We start from the raw sequence: 23,882 nt of genomic DNA, 5'->3' as shown, positions 1-23,882 counted from the left end.
TTCGCCATGCGTACGCAGCTTCGTGTCGTTGCCGTTGCCTCCCTCCTCGCTTTCGCTGCCGGCGCGCTAGCCGCGCCGCAGCAAGTACCCGCCAAGAAAGACCTCACGCCGCAACAGCAGCGCATGAGTACGTGCAATTCGCAAGCCGCCGGCAAGAAGGGCGACGAGCGGAAAACGTTCATGAGCAGCTGCCTGAAAGGCGAGGCTCCGGCGAAGGCCACACAGCAGGACAAGATGAAGTCCTGTAACAAGGATGCTTCCGCCAAGAGCCTGAAAGGCGATGAGCGCAAGGCGTTCATGAGCACCTGCCTCAAGGGCTGAGCAGGTCGAGGGGGACGGGCCCGCTGCCGCGGGATCGCCGACAGGGTCGGCTCCCACCAGAGCACGAGGTGACCTGGTGGGAGCCGACCCTGTCGGCGATGCTTCGAGGGCGGCCGGTGCTCGCCATGCGACAATTCCAGCATCGCTGCCGCCGAATCCGTACCCTCATGAAAATCGTCGAAGTCCGCCATCCCCTCATCCAGCACAAGCTCGGCCTCATGCGCCGCGCCGGCATCAGCACGAAGGAGTTCCGCGAGCTCGCTTCAGAGGTCGCGGCCCTGCTGACCTACGAGGCAACGGCGGACATGGAAACGGAGTGCAAGACCATCGAGGGCTGGGCGGGTCCGGTCGAGGTCACCCATATCAAGGGCAAGAAGGTCACCATCGTGCCGATCCTGCGTGCCGGCCTCGGTATGCTCACAGGCGTCCTGGAAATGATCCCGGCCGCCAAGGTCAGCGTCGTCGGCCTGCAGCGCGACGAGGAGACCCTAGAGCCCGTCGCCTACTACGAGAAGCTGAGCGGCGGCATGGACGAGCGCACCGCCATCATCGTCGATCCCATGCTGGCCACCGCGGGCACCCTGGTCGCCACCGTCGACATGCTCAAGGCCGCCGGCGCGCGGAAGATCAAGGGCCTGTTCCTGGTCGCCGCGCCGGAAGGGCTGAAACGCATCGAGGCCGCCCACCCCGACATCGAGATCTACGTCGCCTCGATCGACGACCGCCTGAACGAGCTGGGCTACATCCTTCCCGGTCTCGGCGACGCCGGCGACAAGATCTTCGGGACCAAGCAAAAACCCTCCTGAGCCCGCGGAGTCGCCGTTTTCGTCACATCCCGCTGTCATAAAACTGGGGCACACTCCGCGAGCGGGCCGGCAGGGGAACGCCACGTCAGGGGATGGCGCGGTGCTTCGGGTCGCAATCATCAACGACTCGAGGGGACATCGAATGCGTTCGACCACGTCACGGCGCGCCATCTGGGCAGCGCTGGCAGGACTCACCGCCGTACTTCCGTTGCAGGCGGCCGATCTATCCATCACCCAGTTCCGCGTCCGCGGCCCAGCCGGCGGCAACGACGAATTCGTGGAGCTGCAGAACACCGGCGCCGCGCCGCTGGACGTCTCGGGCTACAAGCTCAACGCCTCGAACGCGAGCGGCACCACCGGCACGCGCCTGACCCTTCCGGCCGGCACCACCGTGGCGCCAGGCTGTTTCCTGCTGCTGGCCAATGGCGCCAGTTCGGGCTATTCCGGCAGCGTCGTGCCCGACATCAAGTATTCGACCGGCGTCACCGACGACGGCGGCATCGCCCTGCTCGACGGATCGGGTGCGACGATCGACCAGGTCGGCCTCAGCGCCGGCTCGGCTTATAAGCTCGGTACACCGCTGGCCAGCCTCGGCAGCTCGAACACCGACCAGGGCTACGGCCGCAAGACCACCGGCAACGGCCTGCCGCAATCCACCGGCGACAACTCGGCCGATTGGGTGAAGGTCGCCCCGACCGCACCCCGCGCCAGCACGTCGCCGTGCGCGGTGCTGGGCCGCAGCCTGTCGATCGCCGATGCGACGATCAGCGTGCGCAATGGCGACGACCAGCGGATGCCGTTCACGGTATCGCTGAGCGAGCCGGCTCCGACCGACGTCACCGTCCACGCCGCGACCGCCGACGACACCGCCACCGTCGCCGCGGGCGATTACGACGCCGTCGACACCACGCTGACCATCCCGGCCGGCACCACCAGCGGCACGGTGGAGATCACGGTGCACGGCGCCAAGGCCGCCGGTCCGGACAAGGCGTTCCGCGTGAACCTGTCCGATGTCTCGGGCGGCGACGTGACGATCGCCAAGGCCTCCGCCATCGGCGCCATCCTCAACGAGATCCCCATCGCCGCCGAGATCTGGCAGGTCACCGGCCGCGGCCAGGTGTCGCCGCTGGTCGGCAAGCGCGTGGCGACGCACGGCAATATCGTCACCGCCGTAGGCCCCGCCGGCTTCACGATGCAGACGCCGGACAACCGCGCCGACGACGACCGCCTGACCTCCAACGGCATCTACGTCTTCACCAGCAAAGCTCCTGGCGTGAAGACCGGCGACGTGGTCGACGTCGAAGCGACGGTCGACAACTACTTCAACCTGCCCGAACTGAAGAACGCCGACATCACCACCACGATGCATGGCGCCCGCCTTCCGAAGGCCGTGACGTTCGGCAACAACGTGCCCTCGTCGGACCCGAATGCCCTGTCCTGCGGCGAGACGAACTTCCAGTGCTATGTCGGCATGCGCGTCACGATCGACAACGGCATGATCACCACGGGCAACCTGCGTTTCAGCAATGAGCCGTTCGCCGAGGTGTACGTGACCGCCAATGGCAAACGCTCCCTGCGTGAGCCGGGCGTGCGCTACACGGTGCCCGTGCCGGACGGCGTGAACCTGCCGAACTGGTCGGGCAATCCGCAGGTGTTCAAGATGAACACGGCCGACTTCGGTGCCGTCGCACCCGACACGCCGTTCAATGCGGGTACCACTTTCCGCGCGGAAGGCGTGATGTCGTACGCCTTCGGCATGTACACCTTCATCCCGACGAAGGTCGACATCAAGAAGGCGGCAACCTTGCCGCGTGCGGTCGACTCGCGTCCGTTCTACGCGGTGCGTGTCGGCGGGCTGAACACCGAGCGCTTCTGCGATACGAACTTCAACACGACCTTTACCTGCAGCGGCGGCGACACCGAGCCGACGGCGGACGAGGTGAAGCTGAAGACCCAGCGCCTGTCGGCCTATATCGGCGGTGTGCTGAAGCTGCCGGACATCCTCTCGGTGGAGGAAGTGAAGAGCCTGCAGGTGTTGCAGGGTCTCGCAAAACAACTGGGCGACGATTACCCGGCCCAGTACGAGGCGATCCTGCAGCCGGGTCACGACCCCAGCGGCATCAACGTGGGCTTCCTCGTCCGCACGGACCGCGTGCGCGTGCTCGACGTCCGCCAACTCGGCGCCGACGAGACCTGGCAGGACCAGGGCCAGACGGCCTTCATCCACGACCACCCGCCGCTGTTGCTGACCGCGGAAGTGCCCTCGATCGTCGGGCGGATGCGCATCAACGTGATCGCGGTCCATCCGAAGGCACGCCAGAACGTGGACAAGACCGGCACCACGGCCGATCGCGACCGCCAGAAGCGCTTCCTGCAAGCGAAGTCGCTGGCGACCCAGGTGCAGGCGATCCAGACCGATCGCAAGAACCGTCTCGCTCCCCTGCTGGTGGTGGGCGACTTCAACGCCTATCAGTTCAGCGATGGCTTCACCGACGTGGTCGGCCTGATCTCCGGCCGTTACGACGACAGCCAGAACCTGCTTAAGCTCGGCACGAACCTGGTGAAGCCCGCGCTCTGGAACGCCGTGAACTCGGTGCCGCCGGATGACCGCTATTCGTTCCTGTTCACCGAGAACTTCGGCAACATCCAGGGCCAGAGCCCGCGCCAGGTACCCACCCACCAGGTGCTCGACCACGCGCTGCTCAACACGGTCGCGCAGGGCCTGTTCCTGCAGATGAAGTACGGCCGCGGCAACCTCGATGCGCCGGTCCAGACGCTGGACGATTCGGCGTCGGCCACCGACGTGCACAAGGCCATCGGTTCGTCGGACCACGACGGTTTCGTGGTCGACCTGATCGCACTGCCGCTGAGCCTGTTCTGACGACACGGCGGGACGCCCGGTTCGCCGGGCGTCCCGTTTGCCGGTGCCGCGCATCGCGCACCTACAGCGAAAGCCATATGGAAGCCGTCATGGCGGGGGCGCACGATAGCACTCCCACCCGTCTGGAGACGGGCCTCGCCACGCATGGAAAGCGACAATGGTCAACTACACGGACGAAACCCTGGCTGCACCCACGGTGGATGAAGCGGACGGCGGCTATCTGCGGCCGGACATGATGCCGCTGGGCCCGACGGTGAGGATTCCTCTCCCCGCGGACAGCGCGCCAGGCGACGAACTCACGCTGAGCTGGACGGGCGGCCCATCGAACGACAGCCACTGGACGAGCCGGCGAACACTGTTGGCGGCTGGCGAAGCCTGCGTCTTTCGCGTTCCGTTCCTCGTGCTCGTCGCGGCCAATGCCTACGACATCACCGCACACTACGTCCTCCGCCGCGCCGGCTCCGATGTCGACGAGATGTCGTACTCCGCCACATTCACGGTGCAAGACCATCCTGCCTTCTCGCTCTTGCAGGTCTACGACCATGACGGCATTCCGACCGATGTCGTCGCCCACCATGCTCCATGGTTCGAGGCACGCCTGCCGGAAGATATCGCCATGTCGCTGGTCGAGGGCGATGAGGTCGTCATTTCGGTGAGGGGCGTCGTCAGCCAGCTCGGCTCCTCGATGATCGAGGCGGCTTCCACTCTCTGGAGCCTTCCTGTCACGGCCGCCAATGTGGGATTGCCCGTGCGGGCCCGGTTCACCCATGAACTGATCGCGGCCAACTATGGCGAGGGCATGCTGCTCCGCGCCGCGATCGTCCGCACGAGCGGATATATCCAGTATCCGTTCGCCGACTACGAAGTGAGGGTCACCCGGGATACCGAACTGCTGACACCGGTACGCACCGACGAGCTGAGCGGCGACGAAGTGATACTCGATCAGCTCGAACCCGGCCAAGGTCTCGCCGTCTCCGTGATCAACCAGGCACAGACCGAAGGAGCGGTCATCAGGTTCCATCTGGCCGACTTCAGGACGGAGGCCTATCCGGCGGGCGATGGCCCTGCTGTCGATGGAACGATTTCCCGCGAGATCCTGGAACGCCACGGCGACAGCGACTGCTATCTCTATTGCCAGGCGATAAAGGAGGGGGATGATGGTTTCGAGACCGTTGTCGGCAGTTCGCCGAGGCGACGGATCACGATTCGACGCAAGGCCGTCACCGACCCACTGCCTCGCCCTGATCCCCTGCTGGCCATGCCGACGATCGACGGCGTGCCGTCCGGGCAGCTCGATCCGGCAAGGTTTCCCCGCGGTCCGTTCGCACGCATTCCCGCCAGCGCCGATATCATGGAAGGCGACCTCGTCACCTTCGCCCTTCGCATCCCGGAAGGCGTGGTCGAATGGACAGAAAGCATCCTCATCGACGCCAATCTCGAAGGGCTCGACCTGGTGCGCCGCATACCGCCATGGTTCCTGGACTACGCACAGGACAAGCGTGGCTGGCTTTACTATTCCATCGAGCGAAACATCGAGGCGCCTCGCCATTCACCGTCGAGGGAGATCGCCATCGGTGGCTATGTCCCGCGCAATTTCTATCCCTATGCGTGCTCGATGAAACGCAGGGAAGACAACGTCGACCTGATCGAATGCCCCGTCGACCAGCCGCCCTGGCTCGGCGTGCAGAATGCCGTGTTGCGATTCGCCCCGGGCGACCTGTTGATCGTCACGCTGCTCGGAAACGCGTCCGCGGCATCCGCCACGATCGAGGTCGCGGTCGACGACGAGATGGACACGTGGTTCTTCGTGGATATTCCGGCTGACCTCATCCGGCGCAACGCGGGACATGTCCTGCGATACCGGGCGACGAAGATTCGTCTTGGTCACATCGACCATTCGCCTTACAAGGCCCTCGGAATCCTGCCAACCGAAGGCGGCCATGCTGGAACCCGGTCGCGGTCCTCCGGCATGGGCCGACGCCTGCTGGGACTGTTTCGCCGGGACATGCCCGGCGAAACGTCGCGATAAGACCGTCGTCAGGCGGCGAAACGATCGGTCGCGGCGACCAGTTCCCGGGCGATGCCGGGCTCGAACGCCGAGTGCCCGGCGTCCTGCACGATCCGCAGGTCCGCTTCCGGGAAGGCGCGATGCAAGTCCCACGCGCTGCGTGCGGGACACACCACGTCGTAACGCCCCTGCACGATCACCGTCGGGATGTGCCGGATCTTGTGCACGTCGCGAAGCAACTGCCCGTCGACCTCGAAGAAGCCGGCGTTGACGAAGTAATGGCATTCGATGCGCGCGAAGGCGAGCGCGAACTCGTCCTCACCACTGGACGCGATATGGCCCGGGTCCTGGTAGAGATAACTCGTAGCCCCTTCCCACACCGACCACGCGCGCGCCGCGGCGACACGCACCGCCGGGTCGGCACTGGTCAGGCGGCGGTGATAGGCGCTGATGAGGTCGCCATGTTCCGCCTGCGGAATCGCGGCGAGGTAGGTCTCCCAGGCGTCGGGATAGAGCTGGCTGCAACCATCCTGGTAGAACCATTCCAGCTCCGAGCGGCGAAGCATGAAGATGCCGCGCAACACCAGTTCGGTCACACGGTCGGGATGCGTTTCGGCGTAGGCCAGGGCAAGCGTGGAGCCCCACGACCCGCCGAACACCTGCCACCGATCGATGCCCAGGTGTTCCCGCACGCGTTCGATGTCCGCGACGAGGTCCCAGGTGGTGTTGTCGGTCAGTTCGGCATGCGGCGTGGACTTGCCACATCCGCGCTGGTCGAACAGCACGATGCGGTATTTCGCCGGATCGAAGAAGCGCCGGCAGCGCGGATTCGTGCCACCGCCCGGCCCGCCATGCAGGAAGACCACCGGCTTGCCCTTGGGGTTGCCGCTTTCCTCGTAGTAGAGGGTATGCAGCGGCGACACCTCGAGCATGCCGCTGTTGTACGGCTCGATCGCCGGGTAAAGGGCGGGGGAATCCTGGGCCATGGGGCGGGGTCCTGCGGAGTTTGGGGAAGAGGGAAAGGCTAACCGGGCGGGGCGCGGGATGCCACACGTGGCGGAACCTGTGGTGGGCAGCCTTGGTGGGAGCCGACCTTGTCGGCGATCCCGCGGCAGCGGGCCAGGTCGAGGCAAGCACCCATCGCCGCTGAAGCGGCTTCCCACCCGAGCACTGCGGAATCGCCGACAGGGTCGGGGCGCAGCAGCGCATCGGCATCGGCATCGGCTTCGAGGCACTCTCGCCGGAGCGGAGGATGCGGCTCTACAGGAGCTTTCCGGGGTTCATGATGGCGTTGGGGTCCCATACCGCCTTGATCCCGCGCATCAGGGCGATCTCGGCCTCGCTGCGGACGCTGCCCAGCCAGGGCTTCTTCACCAGTCCGATGCCGTGCTCGGCGGAGATCGAGCCGCCGTGGCGCGCCAGCGTGTCCACCAGCATCGAGGTCACGTGCTCGCACTGCCCGACGAACGCGGCGTTATCGAGGTCGGCCGGCTTCAGCACGTTGATATGCAGGTTTCCGTCACCGATGTGACCGAACCAGACGACGTCGAAATGCGGGTACTCGGCAGATAGCAGGTCCTGCATTTCCGCCATGAACGCCGGCACGGCGGAGATTCGCACCGACACGTCGTTCTTGTACGGCTTGTGTGGCGCGAGGCTTTCCGTGATGCCTTCGCGCAGGCGCCACAACGCGGCGGCCTGCCCTTCGCTCGAACTGATCGCACCATCGACTACCCACCCCTCGCCCAGGCAGAACTCGAAGAACCCCAGCGCATCCGCTTCGGCACGCTCGTCGGCCGCGTCGAATTCGGCGACGACGTAGAAGGGGTACGTCCCGTCGAACGGCCGTTGCGCGCCGTGCGCCAGCACGTGGTGCAACGCCCTGTCTGTGAAAAACTCGAAGGCTTCCAGACGAAGGCGGTGCCGCGCTTCCGCGAAGACCTTCATCAGCGCATCCATCGCGGGCACCGCCAGCAGCATCACCTGCGAAGGCGGTGGTGGCGAGGTCAGCGATAGCGTGGCCTCGACCACGATGCCGAGCGTGCCTTCCGAACCGATGACGAGATGGCGAAGGTCGTAGCCGGAAGCGTTCTTGATCAGGCCGCGATTGAGGTCGAGCACCTCGCCCGTGCCCGTCACCACCTTGAGCCCGGCGATCCACTGGCGGGTATTGCCATAACGGATCACGCGGATGCCGCCGGCATTGGTGGCGATGTTGCCGCCAATCTGGCAAGACCCGCGGGCGGCGAAGTCGACCGGATACAACAACCCCCGTTCGCGAGCGGCGTTGTGTACCGCTTCCAGTGCGATGCCCGGCTGCACCGTCAGCGTGCGGTCGATCGGATCGAAACCGAGCACGCGGTTCATCCGGTCGAGACTGAGCACCAGCTCCCCCTTCGCCGCCACGGCACCGCCCGACAGGCCGGTACGGCCACCCGACGGCACGATGGCGACGCCCTGCCCGTTCGCCCAGTGCACAATGCCTTGCACCTCGTCGATGGACGAGGGCCATGCGATCGCGAGAGGCGCCGGCGTCCAGCGCCGGGTCCAGTCGCGGCCGTGGTGCTCCAGGTCACCTGGATCGGTCGACATCTTCAGCTCGGGCAGGAGGCGGGCAAGCTCGGAAAGGCGCGGGTCGGTCATGGGACGGTTCGCTCGGCGGGGGCCCCAGCGTGCCAGCCAAGGCGGCGACCGTCCATCGCCCGCCTCCCAGCGGGTATCTGGCATAGTGGAGCCTTCGTCCAAGGACCGCCCCGAATCATGAAGCGCACGTCGTACCCGAAAGAAGACATCAAGGTTTTGCTGCTCGAAGGCGTCAGCCGGAGCGCCCTGGATACCTTCCGACAGGCCGGGTATTCGCAGATCGAGTTCCACGAGAAATCACTGCCCGAGGACGACCTTCGCGAGCGCATCGCCGACGCGCATATCGTGGGCATCCGCTCGCGCACCCACCTCACCGCCGACGTGCTGGCGGAAGCCCGCCGCCTGATCGCGGTGGGCTGCTTCTGCATCGGCACCAACCAGGTCGACACGGCCGAGGCCGAGCGCCTGGGCGTGCCGGTGTTCAACGCACCGTATTCCAACACGCGCAGCGTGGCCGAACTGGTCATCGCCGAGACCATCATGCTGGTCCGCCGCATCCCTGAGAAAAATGCCGAATGCCACCGGGGTGGCTGGTCGAAGTCGGCGGCGGGCAGCTTCGAGGTGCGTGACAAGGTGCTCGGTATCGTCGGCTACGGCCACATCGGTACCCAGGTGGGCGTGCTGGCCGAGTCGCTTGGCATGCGCGTGATCTTCCACGACGTCGAAGCGAAGCTTTCGCTCGGCAACGCCCGTCCGGCGGCGAGCCTCGACGACCTTCTCGAACGCGCCGACGTGGTGACGCTGCATGTGCCGGAAACGCCGCAGACGCGAAACCTCATCGGCGCGGCGGAAATTGCGCGCATGCGCCCCGGCTCCATGCTGGTGAACGCCTCGCGCGGAACGGTGGTCGATATCGATGCGCTGGCCGCCGCGCTGCGTTCGAAGCACCTCGCGGGCGCGGCGATCGATGTCTTCCCCGTGGAACCCAAGGGCAACGGCGACCCGTTCGTCTCGCCGCTGGTCGGCATGGACAACGTGATCCTCACCCCGCACGTCGGCGGCAGCACGGCCGAGGCGCAGGAGAACATCGGCATCGAGGTCGCGTCCAAGCTGGTTCGCTACAGCGATAACGGCAGCACGCTATCGGCCGTGAATTTCCCCGAGGTGTCGCTGCCGGGCCACCCGACAAGCCGCCGCCTGCTGCATATCCACCGCAATATCCCCGGCGTGCTGTCACGCGTGAACGAAGTGTTCTCGCGCGCCGCGGTGAACATCGATGGCCAGTACCTGCAAACCTCGTCGCAGGTCGGCTACGTCGTGATCGACGTCACCACCACCGAGGAACACGCGGCCGCGTTGCGTAACGAACTGGCGGCGATCGAGGGCACGCTGCGGGCTCGCGCGCTTTACTGAGCGCGGTGCGCCTCGGCTTCGCCATCGTATTGCGCTTTTGCGTCGAGGCAGGGGAGCCGCCGGGCGTCACCCTGGTCGCTAAGTCCTCGTCCGGCCTACGCCTCCCTGCGGAATCGCTCCCAGGGCGACGCCCGACGGCTCCCCTCCGGATTCGTGACGGAGGGGCGTTGTGAAAAGCGTGGGGCCTGTTGCCTTGACGCTTGTCGCATATGCGATACGCCCTCGGCAGCACCCATCGCCGACAGGGTCGGCTCCCACCTGAAACGCAGTGCGGCCAGGCTTCCTCGTCCCCGCTCGCCCAACGACCCACCCCGCCGTCCGGAGGGGAGTCGTCGGGTGCCGTTCTCAGAGCGATTCCGCAGGGAGGCGAAGGCCGGACGAGGACTTAGCGAAGAGAATGGCACCCGGCGACTCCCCCTTGCCTCGACGCAAAGCAAAACACGATGGCGAAGCCGAGCCTGACGCCGCCCTTTAAAGGCCGCCATCGGCGACAACGCGGGCACGCCCACGTTCCTTGGCGAGGTACAAGCGACGATCGGCTACCGCGATGAACGGCAGCACTTCATTGCCTTCCATGGGAACGGCGGTATGCACGCCTGCGCTCAGTGTGAGGCGCTTTCCGGCGCCCACGCCCACATGGGGAATCAATGCCTTGTCGACGAGATCGAGGCAGCGCCAGGCCAGCGCCATGGCGGTGGCTTCGTCGGTGCCTGGTAACAACAATACGAATTCCTCGCCACCGAACCTGCAAAGCAGGTCGCGCGGGCTTCGTACAATGCTGGTGAGTGCCGCCGCCACGCGTTTCAGGCACTCGTCGCCTTCCAGGTGCCCGTAGTGGTCGTTGTATTGCTTGAAGAAGTCGATGTCGAGCACGACGACCGAGATGGCCTGCCTGCCGGCCATCGCATCCCGCCATTCGTTCTCCAGGATCATGTCGAAGCGGCGTCGATTCGCGACGCCGGTAAGGCCGTCCTTGAAGGACAGTTCCTCTAGCTCGCGCTGCATGTCGAGCAGGCGCTCCTCGGTGCGCTTGCGCTCACTGATGTCGAACATGAAGCCGACCAGCGCGTTGGGACTGCCATCCGGATTGCGCACCACGTGCACCACATCGCGAATCCAGACGTATTCGCCATCCTTGCGTAAGGCACGGTAATCCGCTTCGTGGTCGATGCCGGCCTGCGATTGCGCGACGCAAAAGTCGAAGACCCAGGCGCGATCTTCAGGATGCATGCGGTCGGCCCAGTCCTGCACCGTGGCCCATGACTGCGGCGCCCAACCCAGCAATTCCTCGATCTGCGGACCTATGTAGGCGAAGCGCAGGGTTTCCCAGTCGATCTTCCAGGGGATGGCGCGCGTGGACTCCAGCAGGGTCTTGTAAACCCCGATGTCCTCCTCACGGATGATGTCTTCGATGCTCATGGCGCCCCCCGTGCCCGCCTTGCGGCTTTGCAAGCTTAGCGGCCGGGGGGCTGGAAGCTTGAGCGGCGTTACTTGCCGGGGCGGTTCTGCGTGTAGTTCAGCGGGACATAGACATAGCCTTTGCCGTCCTCCGTTTTCGCGATGTGCCCGAACGACGGGAATGGCAAATGCGCCGCGCCGATCATGTAGCCGTTCTTCGCCGCATCGGCGAACGCCGCCTCGCGTGCGCGCTCGGCTTCATGATTGTCGCTGTCCCAAGCGATCCGCACGAAGGGATCTCGGAACTGCACGGCGGCGGAATGCACCACGTCGCCCCACAGCATCAGCGTGGCGCCCTTGCTTTCGACGACATAGAAACTGTGTCCCGGCGTGTGCCCCGGCGCGGCGATGGCGCGGATACCCGGCACGATCTCCGCGGCGCCCTTGAAGACTTGCACCTTGCCGGCGGCGATGTACGGTGCAAAGACTTTCTGTGCGACGTCGAAGCTGACTCTTACGCCTTCGGGCGCCTTCGCACGATTGGCCGGGTTCATCCAGAAATCGTATTCGGCCTTGTCGAGACGGATCGTCGCGTTCGGGAACGCGCGTTCGCCGTTGCGCAGCAAGCCGCCGATATGGTCGGCGTGCATGTGAGTGATCACGACCTCGTCGACCTGATCGGGTGAATAGCCTGCCGCCTTGAGATTATCGACCGTGTTGCCGAGGGTCGGCCCGTAGAACGATCCCGCGCCGGCATCGACGAGCACGAGTTTGCTGCCGGTGTTGACGAGAAACTGGTTCATCGACGACTCCGCGGGCAACGTCTGGAACGCCTTGCGATAGGCCGACGCGATCTGCTCGGACGAAATGCCTATCAGCAGTTGCTCCATCGGAAAGTCGATCGTGCCGTCGTTCAGGGCCGTGACCTCGATGTCGCCGACCATCAGGCGGTAATAGCCCGGTGCCTGCGTGTGGACCATTGGCGCGGCGGCGAAGGCGGAGACGGGGACGAAGGAGGCGGCGATGCCACAGGCCAGTGCGCCGGCGAGGCAGGCGCGTGCGAAACGGGGGAAACGAATCATCGGGAGGTCCTTGGGGAAGGGAGAACGGCGGGGATTGGGTTGATGTCGAACGCGACCGCGGCGTCCATGGCCGGCGCATCGGGTGTATCGAGCGGCGTTTCGAAATGGCCGTTCAGGCGGTTGCCTGCGGGATCTTCGAGGGTGCCGCGAACCATCAACCTGTATCTGCCCGCGCGCCAGGGCGCGTCGGGCGTGAAGGTCCAGGTGGACTCGCCATCGCGCAGTTCGGCATGGCCATCCACCGGACGATCGTCGGCATCGGCAATGGCTATATAGCCCGTATCCCTGCCATCGACCGGAGCGTCCAGCCGCACCACGAGAGGCTGCCGCGTCGCGGGCCGGACCGAAGAGACATGCCATGCCGACTCGACGGGGCCATGCAGGTCCGTCGGCCCGACGTGCCACCGCTTGAGTGGACGGCCGTCGAGCGTGAGCACCACATCGTCCCCGGGCACGAGGATCGGTCCCAGCGCTTCCCGCGCAACCAGGCCGCTCTTCACGCGCCCGGGATGCAGGAGAACCGTCAGGATGCGTCCATCGGGTGACCACAGTTCCTGTGCCAGGAAGGGTTCCCGCAGTTCGCTTCCATCTGCACGCGACAGCGCGACGCGTGGAAGCACGGGGCCCTCGGGCGCCGTGGCGAACTCGAGTGATAGCCGCAGCATGTTGGCGGGAACCACGGCGGTGGATGGCCGTACCGTCACGACCGGCACCTCCACCGGTCGTGCGTCAGCCTGCGGAAGCGCCAGCGCGAACGCCGCGCCCAGCACGAGTCGATACAGGCGCACCGATCACTCCGGCGCCTTGACGAGATCGGGCAGTTCTTCATCCTTCAGCAGCATGTCCTGCCTCGGCTTGATGTTCCGCTGCTGGAACTCGTTACCCTTGAAGCTGAAGTCGGGGAAGGCGTATTCCGAAACGTGGTCGGACATGCGGAAGCTCAGGTCCTTCCCGATCGACACCAGCTGCAGCGCATCGTGCTGGAGGTCGCGGCGAACGACGGCGAACGACTTGTCGTCGAGGTTATCGATGCGCAACGCACCGGCAAGCGGTGCTTCGGTCACGTTGACGCCGGTGATCTCGCCGAACGGCACCTGTTTCTCGATACCCGGCCGGGCGCGCGCCGCATCCAGTTCCGCCACGGAAACCACGTCGGACACGCGGTTGAAATTCACCAGCATCACGAAGTCACTCGCCTTGCCCTGCTCTACCTTGGTGAACGAGACCATGCCCGCCGGGGTATTGCCGTAGCCCAGTTCGGCGACGGTCTTCCCACGCACGTGCGCTCCGTCCTTGAGGTCGTCGAGCGGGATGATCACCAGAGGGGTGCAGGTATAGGCGGCGATCAGGTATGGCTTGCCGCCGAGGTTGGCGAAGCTCATCGCGCGGATGGGTGCACGCGTCTCCATGAGGTTGTGACCACCATGGAAAATCTCGATGGATGTGATCGACTGTTTCGCGTCGAAGGGATAACGCACCCGACGGAGCGTCGAAGCGAAATCCTGGTTCGAAAGACCGGCGACGAACAGTTCGCCGTCACGCCATTTCATGTCGGTGACGGTGAAGCTCCGTTCGGGTGTCTGCTTCCAGAACCGGCTGTTCGAGGTCGGCGCGTCACGCAGCGCGACCGACGTCGAAGGCGCCGACTTCAGGTCGATACGGCGCGCCCGCTTGTCGCTGGTCACCACGAACAACGCCGGCGCCTTGCCGGGGCCATAGCTGGTGGCGACGTATACCTGGGCCGTCCCCGGGCGAACGACCATGTCCTCGATGGTGACCTTCGCGTTGCCGAGCTGCGACGAGAGCAGCGCCTCCAGGTCGAGGATGTTGAACGTGGTGCCCGCCGGTTGCCGTGGCGCGGGGGGCAGCTGGAGCGCGTGAACCTTCGCCGCCTTCCAGTCCGCGACGAAGAGGGTGTCGCCCGGTCCGGCGGCGAGGCGGGAAATCGAAGTGACGTCGGCCGCGTAGGCGTCGACGGACAGGCCGAGCAGGCAGGCCGTGGCGATAGCTGTAAAACGCATGAGGGTGCCCCTTGGCGGCTATGAATCGACAGGGCGATCCCGAACGTGAAGGGATTGCCGACGACTCGCAGCCTAGTCAGGGCCGCCTTGGCGGGGTAGCCACCTGAGACGAACTACAACGGTGATCGCCTCGCACCAATGTTCCACCGCGCCAACGAAAAAAGGCGCCCCGAAGGACGCCTTTTCGAATAATGGTCGGGGTGGCGAGATTCGAACTCGCGACCACTACACCCCCAGCGTAGTGCGCTACCAGGCTGCGCTACACCCCGACGAGCGAACGATTGTAGCAGCAACATCGCGATCTGCGGAAGGCGGATCAGCGACGAAGCAGGGACAGGACTTCTTCGAGCTCCAGGCGTACCTGGCGGACGATCTGGTGCGACATGCTGGCTTCCATGCGGGCCTGCGGGCCTTCCAGGCGGGCGCGGGCGCCGGTGATGGTGAAGCCCTCGTCGTACAGCAAGGAACGGATCTGGCGGATCATGAGCACGTCGTGGCGCTGGTAATAGCGGCGGTTGCCGCGGCGCTTGACGGGCTTGAGGGCCGGAAACTCCTGCTCCCAGTAGCGAAGGACATGCGGCTTGACGCCGCAAAGCTCGCTCACCTCACCGATGGTGAAGTAGCGCTTCGCCGGGATCGCCGGAAGTTCGGTGTTATTCCCTGGATCCAGCATAGCCCTCGACTCTTACCTTGAGTTTCTGGCCGGGACGGAAGGTGACCACCCGCCGGGCAGAGATGGGAATTTCCTCACCGGTCTTCGGATTCCGACCGGGCCGCTGATTCTTCTGCCGAAGGTCGAAATTGCCGAAGCCCGACAATTTCACTTGCTCGCCCCGCTCCAGCGCCTCGCGCACGACCTCGAAATACGCATCCACGAATTCCTTGGCCTCGCGCTTGTTGAGGCCCACGTCGAGGAAAAGCCGCTCGGCCATTTCCGCCTTGGTCAGCGCCATCTTATCCTCGCAGTCTTGCCTTGCATGTCTTCTCCAATGCCCCCACCGCATCTGCCACGCGAGCGTCGGCATCGTCGTCGGTAAGGGTGCGTGAAGCGTCCTGTAAAATCAAGCCCATAGCGAGACTCTTTCGCCCTTCATCGATCCCCTTCCCCGCGTAACGGTCGAACAGGCGGATCTCCGTGAGCACCTCGCCCAGTGCGCCGCGCACGGCGGCCTCGACCGATGCCCAGGACACTTCTTCCGGTAATTCCACGGCGATGTCGCGGCGAACCGCCGGGAAACGGGCAACGCGGCTGGCGCTGGGCAAGCGCCGGGCCAGGATCGGCTCCAACGCCAGCTCCATTACATGGACGTCCGGGCCGAGGTCGAGCGCCTTGGCCAGCGCCGGGTGCAGCGCCCCAAGGAAGCCGGCCTGGAGGCCATCGCGGAGTATGCGGGCGCCACGACCAGGGTGTAGCCACGACGGCAAGTCGGTGGTGTCGACCGACCAGCGAGCCGGCTCACCCGTGTGCGCGACCAGCGCGTCGAGATCGCCTTTCAGGTCGAAGAAGTCGACGGTACGCGAGGCCTCGCCCCACTGCTCCGCCCGGGCGCCACCCGAGGCGACGACGGCGACGCGGCCGATTTCATCGGGTGCGCCGCCCGTGGCGTGGAAGCTGCGGGCGACCTCGAACAGGCGCACGCGGTCCTGCTGGCGCGCGCGGTTGTGCCGCAGCGCTTCGACCAGGCCCGGCAGGAGCGAGGTACGCATGACGGCGAGATCGGCCGATAGCGGGTTGGCCAGGGGAACCTGGTCCTTGTCCACACCCCAGGTCTTCAGCAAGTCGGCGCTCACGAAGGAGAGCGTCACGGCCTCGAAATAGCCGCGGGCGGCCAGCTGGTCGCGCAGGGCCATTTCGGTGAGACGGGCCTCCGGCTCGGCGCGCAGGGCGATCTCACCGGCAGGTATGTGGGTCGGAATGCGCTCGTAGCCGTGGATACGGGCGATCTCCTCGATGAGGTCCTCCTCGCGCTCGATGTCGAAGCGGCTGCTCGGCGGAGTGATGCGCCAGCCATCGGCGACCTCGACCACGCCCATGCCGAGCGCGGTGAAGATGCGGGCGACCTCACTGGCGGCGACGTCGATGCCCAGCACCCGGCGCAGGCGCGCATGGCGGAGCAGGACCGGCGCGTGCTCGCGCAGGTCTTCCAGACGCTCGGCGACCGTCACCGGACCGGCCTTTCCACCCGCGATGGCCAGGATCAATTCGGTGGCCCGCTCCATCGCACGCTTCGGCAGCGCCGGGTCGACGCCGCGCTCGTAGCGGTGCGAGGCGTCCGTGTGCAGGCCAAGCTTGCGGGCACGCCCCATGATCGCCGAGGGGGCGAAATGGGCGGCTTCCAGAAAGATGTTCCGGGTGGCGTCGGTCACGCGCGAATCGAGGCCGCCCATCACGCCTCCGACGGCGAGCGCATGCGTTTCATCCGCGATCACGACGAAGGAGGGGTCGAGCCTCGCCTCGCTGCCGTCGAGCAGTTTAAGGGTCTCGCCGACGTCGGCATGGCGGACCACGATGGACCCCGACACGGTGTCGTTGTCGAAGGCATGCATCGGGTGACCGAGTTCCAGCATCACGTATTGGGTGATGTCGACGATGGCGCTGATCGGGCGGATGCCGGAGCGGCGCAGGCGTTCGGCAAGCCACAGCGGCGATCGCGCGGTCGCGTCCACGCCCTCGATCACGCGGCCGAGATAACGGGGCGCATCGGCTCCGGCCTCCAGCCTGACCGGCCGCGAGGCGCTGGCGGTGACCGGCGCGTCCGTCGTCCCGATCGCCTTCACCTGGCTGCCGAAGAGCGCCGCCACGTCGTGGGCGAGGCCGTGCAGGCCGAGCACGTCGGGACGGTTCGGGGTGACCTTCAGTTCGATGCTGGCATCGGGCAGGCCCATGTATTCGGCCAGCGGCTTGCCGACAGGCGCGTCGGAGGGGAGTTCGAGCAGCCCCGAGGCGTCAGCATCGATGCCGAGTTCCTTCGCGGAGCAGAGCATGCCGTACGACTCGACGCCGCGCAGCTTCGCCGCCTTGATCTGGATACCGCCCGGCAGCGTCGCGCCCACCGTGGCCAGTGGCACGCGGATGCCGACACGGGCATTGGGCGCGCCGCAGACGATCTGCAACGGTTCGCCCTGCCCCGCATCCACCTTGCATACCTGCAAGCGGTCGGCCTCGGGGTGCTTCACCGCCTCGACGATCTCGGCGACGACGACGCCGTCAAGGCCTTCGCCCAGCGGCGTGACCTCTTCCACTTCGAGGCCGGACATCGTGAGCGCGTGGACCAGCGCCGCGCGATCCGCGTCGATGGCGACCAGTTCGCGCAGCCAGTTTTCAGAGAATTTCATGGGAGCGAGCTCGTTGAACGTGGAGTCGTGGCCGGCCGGAAGGCCGGCCTCGCGTCGATGCGGGTCAGGCGAACTGGCGCAGGAATCGCAGATCGTTCTCGAAGAACGCGCGCAGGTCGCCGACGCCGTAGCGGAGCATGGCGAAGCGTTCCACGCCGAGGCCGAAGGCGAAGCCCGTGTAGCGCTCCGGATCGATGCCGCAGTTCTTCAGTACCGTGGGATGCACCATGCCGCAGCCGAGCACTTCAAGCCAGCGCGTGCTGCCGTCCTCGGCATCCCAGCGGATGTCGACTTCGGCCGAGGGCTCGGTGAAGGGGAAATAGCTCGGCCGGAACCGCATCTCGAAATCGCGCTCGAAGAACGCGCGCACGAACTCGGCCAGCGTGCCCTTCAGGTCGGCGAAGCTGGAGGTCTCGTCGACCAGGAGGCCTTCGATCTGGTGGAACATCGGCGAATGGGTCTGGTCCGAATCGCTGCGATAGACCTTGCCCGGCGCGATGATGCGGATAGGCGGCTGGCGGCCCTGCATCGAACGGATCTGCACCGGCGAGGTATGCGTGCGCAGCAGGCGTCCGTCACCGAAATAGAAGGTGTCGTGCATGGCGCGCGCCGGATGGTGCGGCGGGAAGTTCAGCGCCTCGAAGTTGTACCAGTCGTCCTCGATCTCGGGACCGTCGGCGCGCTGGTAACCGAGCCGGCCGAAGATATCGGCGATGCGCTCGAGCGCGCGGGTGATCGGGTGGATGCCACCGTATTCCCCGTCGCGTCCCGGCAAGGTCACGTCGATGCGCTCGGAGGCGAGGCGGCGGTCCAGTTCGGCTTGCTCCAGCGCCTGCTTGCGCGCGGCGATGGCGTCGGTGAGGCGTTCCTTGGCGCGATTGACCTCGGCGCCACGCGCCTTGCGCTCGTCGCCGGAAAGCTGGCCCAGGGCCTTCAGGGCTGCGGTGACCGCCCCGTTCTTGCCCAGCAAGGCCACACGCACGGCGTCCAGCGCCTCGAGCGAGGGGGCGGATTCGATGTCCCGTAGGGACGCGTCGATAGGCTCGATCGATTCCATCGGTTTTCCTGCTTTTTCCGGGCACGCAAAAAAGTGTGGGGAGAAGGCAAGGCCTTCTCCCCACGTCATCCATCATCGCGCGATAAGACTACCGCGCGTGGTAAAGCGGATTACGCAGCCAGACTGGCCTTGGCCTTCTCTGCGATCGCACCAAACGCCTTGATGTCGTGCACGGCGAGGTCGGCGAGGACCTTGCGGTCGACCGTGATCTGCGCCTTGGCCAGGCCATTGATCAGGCGGCTGTACGACAGGCCGAACTGACGGGCGGCGGCATTGATACGAACGATCCACAGGGCGCGGAACTGACGCTTGCGCTGCTTGCGGCCGATGTAGGCGTACTGACCAGCCTTGATGACGGCCTGGTTGGCTACGCGGAATACCTTGCGGCGGGCGTTGTAATAGCCCTTGGCACGGCCGATGATCTTCTTGTGACGACGACGGGCGGTAACGCCACGCTTAACACGAGCCATGGTTCAACCCTCCCTTAGAGATACGGCAACATGCGAGCCACACCCTTGGTGTCGCAAGCTTTGACGTGGTTGGGAGCGCGCAGGCCGCGCTTACGCTTGGTCGACTTCTTGGTCAGGATATGCGACTTGAAGGCGTGACCGGCCTTGAACTTGCCGGATGCGGTCTTGCGAAAACGCTTCGCGGCCGCCCGGTTGGTCTTGATCTTGGGCATCGGAATGCTCCGTATTCGGTTACTGACTGATCCGGCGGCGAGCCTTGGGAGACAACGCGCTTTCCATCCTGCCGGGAACGGTGATTCGGCCCATCCATACGGGCCGAGCCGGCGATGATACCGAATCGTGAAGGCTTCCGCCAGAGGTGGCCACCCTTCCGGAGAGCCGAATCGGGCCCCTGCCCGGTAAACCGAATCCTGCCCGGTAAACCGAATCCTGGTGGGAAGCGGCCTCGGCCGCGATGGGGCTTGGGGCAAGAGCCATCGCAGCCCAGGCCGCTTCCCACCCGGACATGCTCCCACCCTGGACGGGCGGCCACAAAAAAGGCGCCGGAGCGCCTTTTCTGGATCAGGCCTTCTTCTTCGGGCCGATCATCATGACCATCTGCCGGCCTTCGAGGCGCGGGAACGACTCGACCACACCGTCTTCGCCGATGTCCGCCTGGACACGGCGGGCCAGGTTCTGGCCGAGGTCCTGATGGGACATCTCGCGACCGCGGAAGCGGATCGTGACCTTGACCTTGTCGCCCTCTTCGAGGAACTCGCGCATCTTGCGCAGCTTGATCTGGTAGTCGCCCTCGTCGGTGACCGGGCGGAACTTCACTTCCTTGATCTCGACCTGCTTCTGCTTCTTCTTGGCAGCGGAGGCCTTCTTCTGGGCTTCGAACTTGAACTTGCCGTAATCCATGATCTTGCAGACCGGCGGATCGCCGTTCGGCTGGATCTCGACGAGGTCCATGCCCAGCTCCTCGGCGGCACGAATGGCGTCACGGGTCTCCATGATGCCCAACTGCTCGCCCTCGGCGCCCAGCACGCGCACCCGCGGCACGCGGATGTCGTTGTTCTTGCGATTGCCCTTGTTATCGGTCGTAGCGATACCGCTATCCTCCAGAAGAATGATCCCAATACCGGACCCGCGGCCTAGCGGCGGGTCTCGGCTTCCAAACGTTCGACGAATTGTGCCACCGGCATGCTGCCGAGGTCTTCGCCGCCGCGGGTACGTACGGAAATGGTACCCGTTTCCTTCTCGCGATCGCCGATCACGATGAGATAGGGCACCTTCTGCAACGTATGCTCGCGGATTTTATATCCGACTTTTTCGTTGCGCAAATCGGCTTCCACCCTGAACCCTTGTCCGACAAGGGTTTGCGTCACCTCACGCACATAATCGGCCTGCGCGTCGGTAATGCTGAAGGCAACCGCCTGAATGGGGGCGAGCCAGGTCGGAAGCAAGCCCGCGTGGTGCTCGATCAGGATGCCGATGAAGCGCTCCATGGAGCCCACGATGGCCCGGTGCAGCATGACCGGGTGCCGGCGCTGGCTGTTCTCGTCCACGTACTCGGCGCCCAGGCGCTCGGGCATCATGAAATCGACCTGCATGGTGCCGACCTGCCAGGCCCGGCCGATCGAATCCTTCATGTGGTACTCGATCTTCGGACCGTAGAAGGCGCCCTCGCCCGGCAGCTCCTCCCATTCGACCCCGGCCGCCGAAAGGGCGCCACGCAGGGCGTGCTCGGCCTTGTCCCAGACCTCGTCCGAGCCGATCCGCTTGTCGGGGCGGAGGGCGATCTTCATGGCGATGTCATTGAAGCCGAAATCCTCGTAGACCTTCATGGCCTGGCCGTGGAAGGCCGCGACCTCGTCCTCGATCTGGGCCGGGGTGCAGAAGATGTGGCCGTCGTCCTGGGTGAAGGCGCGCACGCGCATGATGCCGTGCAGCGCGCCCGAGGGCTCGTTGCGATGGCAGCCGCCGAACTCGCCGTAGCGCACCGGCAGGTCACGGTAGCTGTGCAGGTTGGTGTTGAAGATCTGCACGTGGCCCGGGCAATTCATCGGCTTCAGGGCGTACGTGCGCTTCTCCGATTCGGTGAAGAACATGTTTTCCTGGTAGTTGTCCCAATGGCCGGACTTCTTCCACAGGCTCACGTCCATGATCTGCGGGCCGCGGACCTCGCGGTAGCCGCTCTTCTTGTAGACGCCGCGGACGTACTGCTCCACCGCCTGCCAGATGGCCCAGCCCTTCGGATGCCAGAAGACCATGCCCGGGGCCTCTTCCTGCATGTGGAAGAGGTCGAGTTGCTTACCGATGCGGCGGTGGTCGCGCTTTTCGGCTTCCTCCAGCTGGTGCAGGTAGGCCTTGAGGTCCTTGTCGTTCAGCCACGCGGTGCCGTAGATGCGGGTCAGCATCTCGTTGTTGGAATCGCCGCGCCAGTAGGCGCCGGCCACCTTCATCAGCTTGAACGCGCGCAGCTTGCCCGTATTGGACACGTGGGGGCCGCGGCACAGATCGGTGAACTCGCCCTGCGTGTAGAGCGAAAGCTCCTCGTTGGCCGGGATGCTCTCGATGATCTGGGCCTTGTATTCCTCGCCCATGTCGCGGAAGAAGCGGATCGCCTCGTCGCGGCTCTTCACCGAACGGGTGACGGGGATCTGCTCCTTGACGATCTTCTCCATCTCCGCCTGGATCGCGTCGAGGTCGTCCGGCGTGAACGGCCGCTCATAGGCGAAATCGTAGTAGAAGCCGTTCTCGACCACGGGACCGATGGTGACCTGCGCGCCGGGGAACAGGCGCTGCACGGCCTGACCGAGCAGGTGCGCGGTGGAGTGACGCAGGATGTCCAGCGCCTCCGGGCTCTTTTCGGTGACGATCTCCAGGGCCGCGTCGTGGTCGATGGTGAAGCTGGCATCGACGAGCTTGCCGTCGACCTTTCCGGCGAGCGTGGCCTTGGCCAGGCCGGCACCGATCGAGGCGGCGACGTCCTGCACGGTGACGGGATGGTCGAACGGGCGCTGGCTGCCGTCGGGTAGCGTGATCTGGATCATGAATGGTGTTCCGGACAAACAAAAAGGGCGCCAGGCGCCCTTCGAAAGATGACGAAGACGTGGCGGGGGCTCAGGTTGGGAAGCGAGTAGTCCGCATGTCGCACACTCGGCCGGCGTTGCCGCGGGCCACCTTCGTCTCGTGGATATCGCGCAAAAACTAGATCAGGGCCGCTGCCGTGTCAATCCGGGCGTCCGTTACACTGTGGGGCCGCCCAAACCGCAGGTCCCCACCATGCGCATCCTGGTCACCGGCAGCGCCGGTTTCGTCGGTTCGGCCCTCACCGAGCGCCTCCTGGCGCGCGGCGACACCGTGCTGGGCTTCGACAACCATAACGATTACTACGATCCGGCGCTGAAAGAGGCGCGCCTCGCCCGCTTCGCCGCGCACCCGGCATACACCCATCTCCGCGCCGACCTGGCCGAGCAGGCGGCGGTGGACAAGGCCTTCGCGGATTTCCAGCCAGAGCGCGTGGTGAACCTCGCCGCCCAGGCTGGCGTGCGTTACTCGCTCACCCACCCGCACGCCTATGTGCAGAGCAACCTTGTCGGCTTCGTGAACATCCTCGAGGCCTGCCGGCGGCATCAGGTGGGGCATCTGGTCTACGCCTCGTCCAGTTCCGTGTATGGCGCCAACCGCAAGATGCCCTTCGCGGTGGAAGATGCCGTGGACCATCCCGTCAGCCTTTACGCGGCCACGAAGAAGTCGAACGAACTGATGGCGCATACGTATAGCCACCTGTTCGGCCTGCCGACGACGGGCCTGCGCTTCTTCACCGTGTATGGCCCGTGGGGCCGGCCGGACATGTCGCCGATCCTGTTCGCCAACCGCATCGTTCGCGGCGAACCGATCGACGTGTACAACCACGGCCAGCACAGCCGCGACTTCACCTTCATCGACGACATCGTCGAAGGCGTGATCCGTACGCTCGACCACCCTGCGGCGCCGGACCCGGCGTACGACCCGGTGGTGCCGAATGCGGGTAGCTCGGCCGCGCCTTACCGCGTGTACAACATCGGCAATGACGAGCCGGTGCAGTTGCTGGACTTCATCGGCCTGCTGGAGAAGCACCTCGGGCGCACGGTCGAGAAACGCCTGCTGCCGATGCAGCCAGGTGATGTGCCCGATACGTGGGCGGATGTGTCGGCGCTGAGGCGGGATGTGGGTTATGCGCCGGCGACGTCGGTCGATGAGGGGCTGGCGAAGTTCGCCGCCTGGTACAGGGCGTTCTATAAGGTGGGTTGATCGCGGCACCGTTATCGCCGCTGAAGCGGTTCCCACAGGAGGTTGCATAGGGCCTGAGAGAGTCCGCTTTGGTCCTGATTCCGCAGGTGTATTTCTGAGTGGCCTGCTCGATGCTTTGGTGGGAAGCCGCTTCAGCGGCGATGGGTGCTTGCCTCGGCCCGGCCCGCTGCCGCGGGATCGCCGACAAGGTCGGCTCCCACCAGGTCTGATCCTGATTCCACAAGGTCT

Annotated in this window: 20 protein-coding genes and 1 tRNA gene; 6 read left to right on the top strand and 15 right to left on the bottom strand. The window is 65.5% G+C overall.

Features of this window, described 5'->3' with window-relative positions; all coding sequences use genetic code 11:
- Positions 1-6 precede the first annotated feature (6 nt).
- The 4 genes from QFZ41_RS15625 to QFZ41_RS15610 all read left to right on the top strand — a co-directional run bounded on the left by QFZ41_RS15625 (position 7) and on the right by QFZ41_RS15610 (position 6,037).
- On the top strand, positions 7-321 hold the full coding sequence (locus tag QFZ41_RS15625; RefSeq protein ID WP_429199584.1) for a PsiF family protein: 315 nt from the start codon (positions 7-9) through the stop codon (positions 319-321).
- A 167-nt stretch (positions 322-488) separates the two neighbouring features.
- Entirely contained in the window at positions 489-1,127 is a 639-nt protein-coding gene (upp, locus tag QFZ41_RS15620; protein WP_306850348.1) for a uracil phosphoribosyltransferase, read from the top strand.
- Between the two features lie 142 nt (positions 1,128-1,269).
- The gene (locus tag QFZ41_RS15615; protein ID WP_429199583.1) at positions 1,270-4,008 is read left to right on the top strand and encodes a lamin tail domain-containing protein; all 2,739 of its coding nucleotides are present in this window, start codon (positions 1,270-1,272) and stop codon (positions 4,006-4,008) included.
- Between the two features lie 157 nt (positions 4,009-4,165).
- Entirely contained in the window at positions 4,166-6,037 is a 1,872-nt protein-coding gene (locus tag QFZ41_RS15610; RefSeq protein WP_429199582.1) for a hypothetical protein, read from the top strand.
- An 8-nt stretch (positions 6,038-6,045) separates the two neighbouring features.
- Here QFZ41_RS15610 and pip read toward each other — a convergent pair whose 3' ends face one another.
- Together pip and QFZ41_RS15600 are read right to left on the bottom strand one after the other, a co-directional pair.
- Entirely contained in the window at positions 6,046-7,002 is a 957-nt protein-coding gene (gene pip, locus QFZ41_RS15605; RefSeq protein WP_429199581.1) for a prolyl aminopeptidase, read from the bottom strand.
- A 274-nt stretch (positions 7,003-7,276) separates the two neighbouring features.
- Positions 7,277-8,659: an FAD-binding oxidoreductase gene (locus QFZ41_RS15600; protein WP_429199580.1), complete on the bottom strand. Its 1,383-nt coding sequence runs from the start codon at positions 8,657-8,659 to the stop codon at positions 7,277-7,279.
- 117 nt (positions 8,660-8,776) lie between these two features.
- Between QFZ41_RS15600 and serA the strand changes: the two genes are divergently transcribed.
- Positions 8,777-10,012, top strand: coding sequence for a phosphoglycerate dehydrogenase (gene serA / locus QFZ41_RS15595; protein ID WP_429199579.1), 1,236 nt, complete (start codon positions 8,777-8,779; stop codon positions 10,010-10,012).
- 471 nt (positions 10,013-10,483) lie between these two features.
- Here serA and QFZ41_RS15590 read toward each other — a convergent pair whose 3' ends face one another.
- The 13 genes from QFZ41_RS15590 to thrS all read right to left on the bottom strand — a co-directional run bounded on the left by QFZ41_RS15590 (position 10,484) and on the right by thrS (position 22,411).
- Positions 10,484-11,431 carry a GGDEF domain-containing protein gene (locus QFZ41_RS15590; protein WP_429199578.1) on the bottom strand — a complete coding sequence of 316 codons (948 nt, stop codon included), beginning with the start codon at positions 11,429-11,431 and terminating at the stop codon, positions 10,484-10,486.
- A 68-nt stretch (positions 11,432-11,499) separates the two neighbouring features.
- The gene (locus QFZ41_RS15585; protein ID WP_429199577.1) at positions 11,500-12,492 is read right to left on the bottom strand and encodes an MBL fold metallo-hydrolase; all 993 of its coding nucleotides are present in this window, start codon (positions 12,490-12,492) and stop codon (positions 11,500-11,502) included.
- Entirely contained in the window at positions 12,489-13,280 is a 792-nt protein-coding gene (locus QFZ41_RS15580; RefSeq protein WP_429199576.1) for a hypothetical protein, read from the bottom strand. The genes QFZ41_RS15585 and QFZ41_RS15580 overlap by 4 nt, the downstream gene beginning before the upstream one ends.
- A gap of 3 nt (positions 13,281-13,283) precedes the next feature.
- Positions 13,284-14,513, bottom strand: coding sequence for a hypothetical protein (locus QFZ41_RS15575; protein ID WP_429199575.1), 1,230 nt, complete (start codon positions 14,511-14,513; stop codon positions 13,284-13,286).
- Between the two features lie 192 nt (positions 14,514-14,705).
- Positions 14,706-14,782 (bottom strand) — tRNA-Pro (locus QFZ41_RS15570).
- A 47-nt stretch (positions 14,783-14,829) separates the two neighbouring features.
- Positions 14,830-15,186 (bottom strand): MerR family transcriptional regulator, encoded by a 357-nt coding sequence (locus tag QFZ41_RS15565; RefSeq protein WP_306850338.1) that lies wholly within the window; start codon positions 15,184-15,186, stop codon positions 14,830-14,832.
- Entirely contained in the window at positions 15,167-15,466 is a 300-nt protein-coding gene (gene ihfA, locus QFZ41_RS15560) for an integration host factor subunit alpha (protein ID WP_036114917.1), read from the bottom strand. The genes QFZ41_RS15565 and ihfA overlap by 20 nt, the downstream gene beginning before the upstream one ends.
- A gap of 1 nt (position 15,467) precedes the next feature.
- Positions 15,468-17,849, bottom strand: coding sequence for a phenylalanine--tRNA ligase subunit beta (pheT, locus tag QFZ41_RS15555; protein WP_429199574.1), 2,382 nt, complete (start codon positions 17,847-17,849; stop codon positions 15,468-15,470).
- A 64-nt stretch (positions 17,850-17,913) separates the two neighbouring features.
- Positions 17,914-18,906: a phenylalanine--tRNA ligase subunit alpha gene (gene pheS / locus QFZ41_RS15550; RefSeq protein WP_371023953.1), complete on the bottom strand. Its 993-nt coding sequence runs from the start codon at positions 18,904-18,906 to the stop codon at positions 17,914-17,916.
- Between the two features lie 110 nt (positions 18,907-19,016).
- Positions 19,017-19,376 (bottom strand): 50S ribosomal protein L20, encoded by a 360-nt coding sequence (gene rplT / locus QFZ41_RS15545; RefSeq protein WP_306850326.1) that lies wholly within the window; start codon positions 19,374-19,376, stop codon positions 19,017-19,019.
- Positions 19,377-19,390: 14 nt separating this feature from the next.
- Positions 19,391-19,588 (bottom strand): 50S ribosomal protein L35, encoded by a 198-nt coding sequence (gene rpmI, locus QFZ41_RS15540; RefSeq protein ID WP_036114929.1) that lies wholly within the window; start codon positions 19,586-19,588, stop codon positions 19,391-19,393.
- 349 nt (positions 19,589-19,937) lie between these two features.
- A complete protein-coding gene (gene infC / locus QFZ41_RS15535) occupies positions 19,938-20,465 on the bottom strand; it encodes a translation initiation factor IF-3 (RefSeq protein WP_429200264.1) in 528 nt (175 codons plus the stop codon).
- 44 nt (positions 20,466-20,509) lie between these two features.
- Positions 20,510-22,411 (bottom strand): threonine--tRNA ligase, encoded by a 1,902-nt coding sequence (gene thrS / locus QFZ41_RS15530; RefSeq protein ID WP_429199573.1) that lies wholly within the window; start codon positions 22,409-22,411, stop codon positions 20,510-20,512.
- A 232-nt stretch (positions 22,412-22,643) separates the two neighbouring features.
- Here thrS and QFZ41_RS15525 point away from each other — a divergent pair, with 232 nt between their 5' ends.
- Positions 22,644-23,654, top strand: a complete 1,011-nt coding sequence (locus tag QFZ41_RS15525) for an NAD-dependent epimerase (RefSeq protein WP_429199572.1) — start codon at positions 22,644-22,646, stop codon at positions 23,652-23,654.
- Positions 23,655-23,882 lie beyond the last annotated feature (228 nt).

The sequence above is a fragment of the Luteibacter sp. W1I16 genome (assembly GCF_050434905.1).
Lineage (GTDB): Bacteria > Pseudomonadota > Gammaproteobacteria > Xanthomonadales > Rhodanobacteraceae > Luteibacter.
This window is presented reverse-complemented; position numbering and strand designations above follow the sequence as displayed.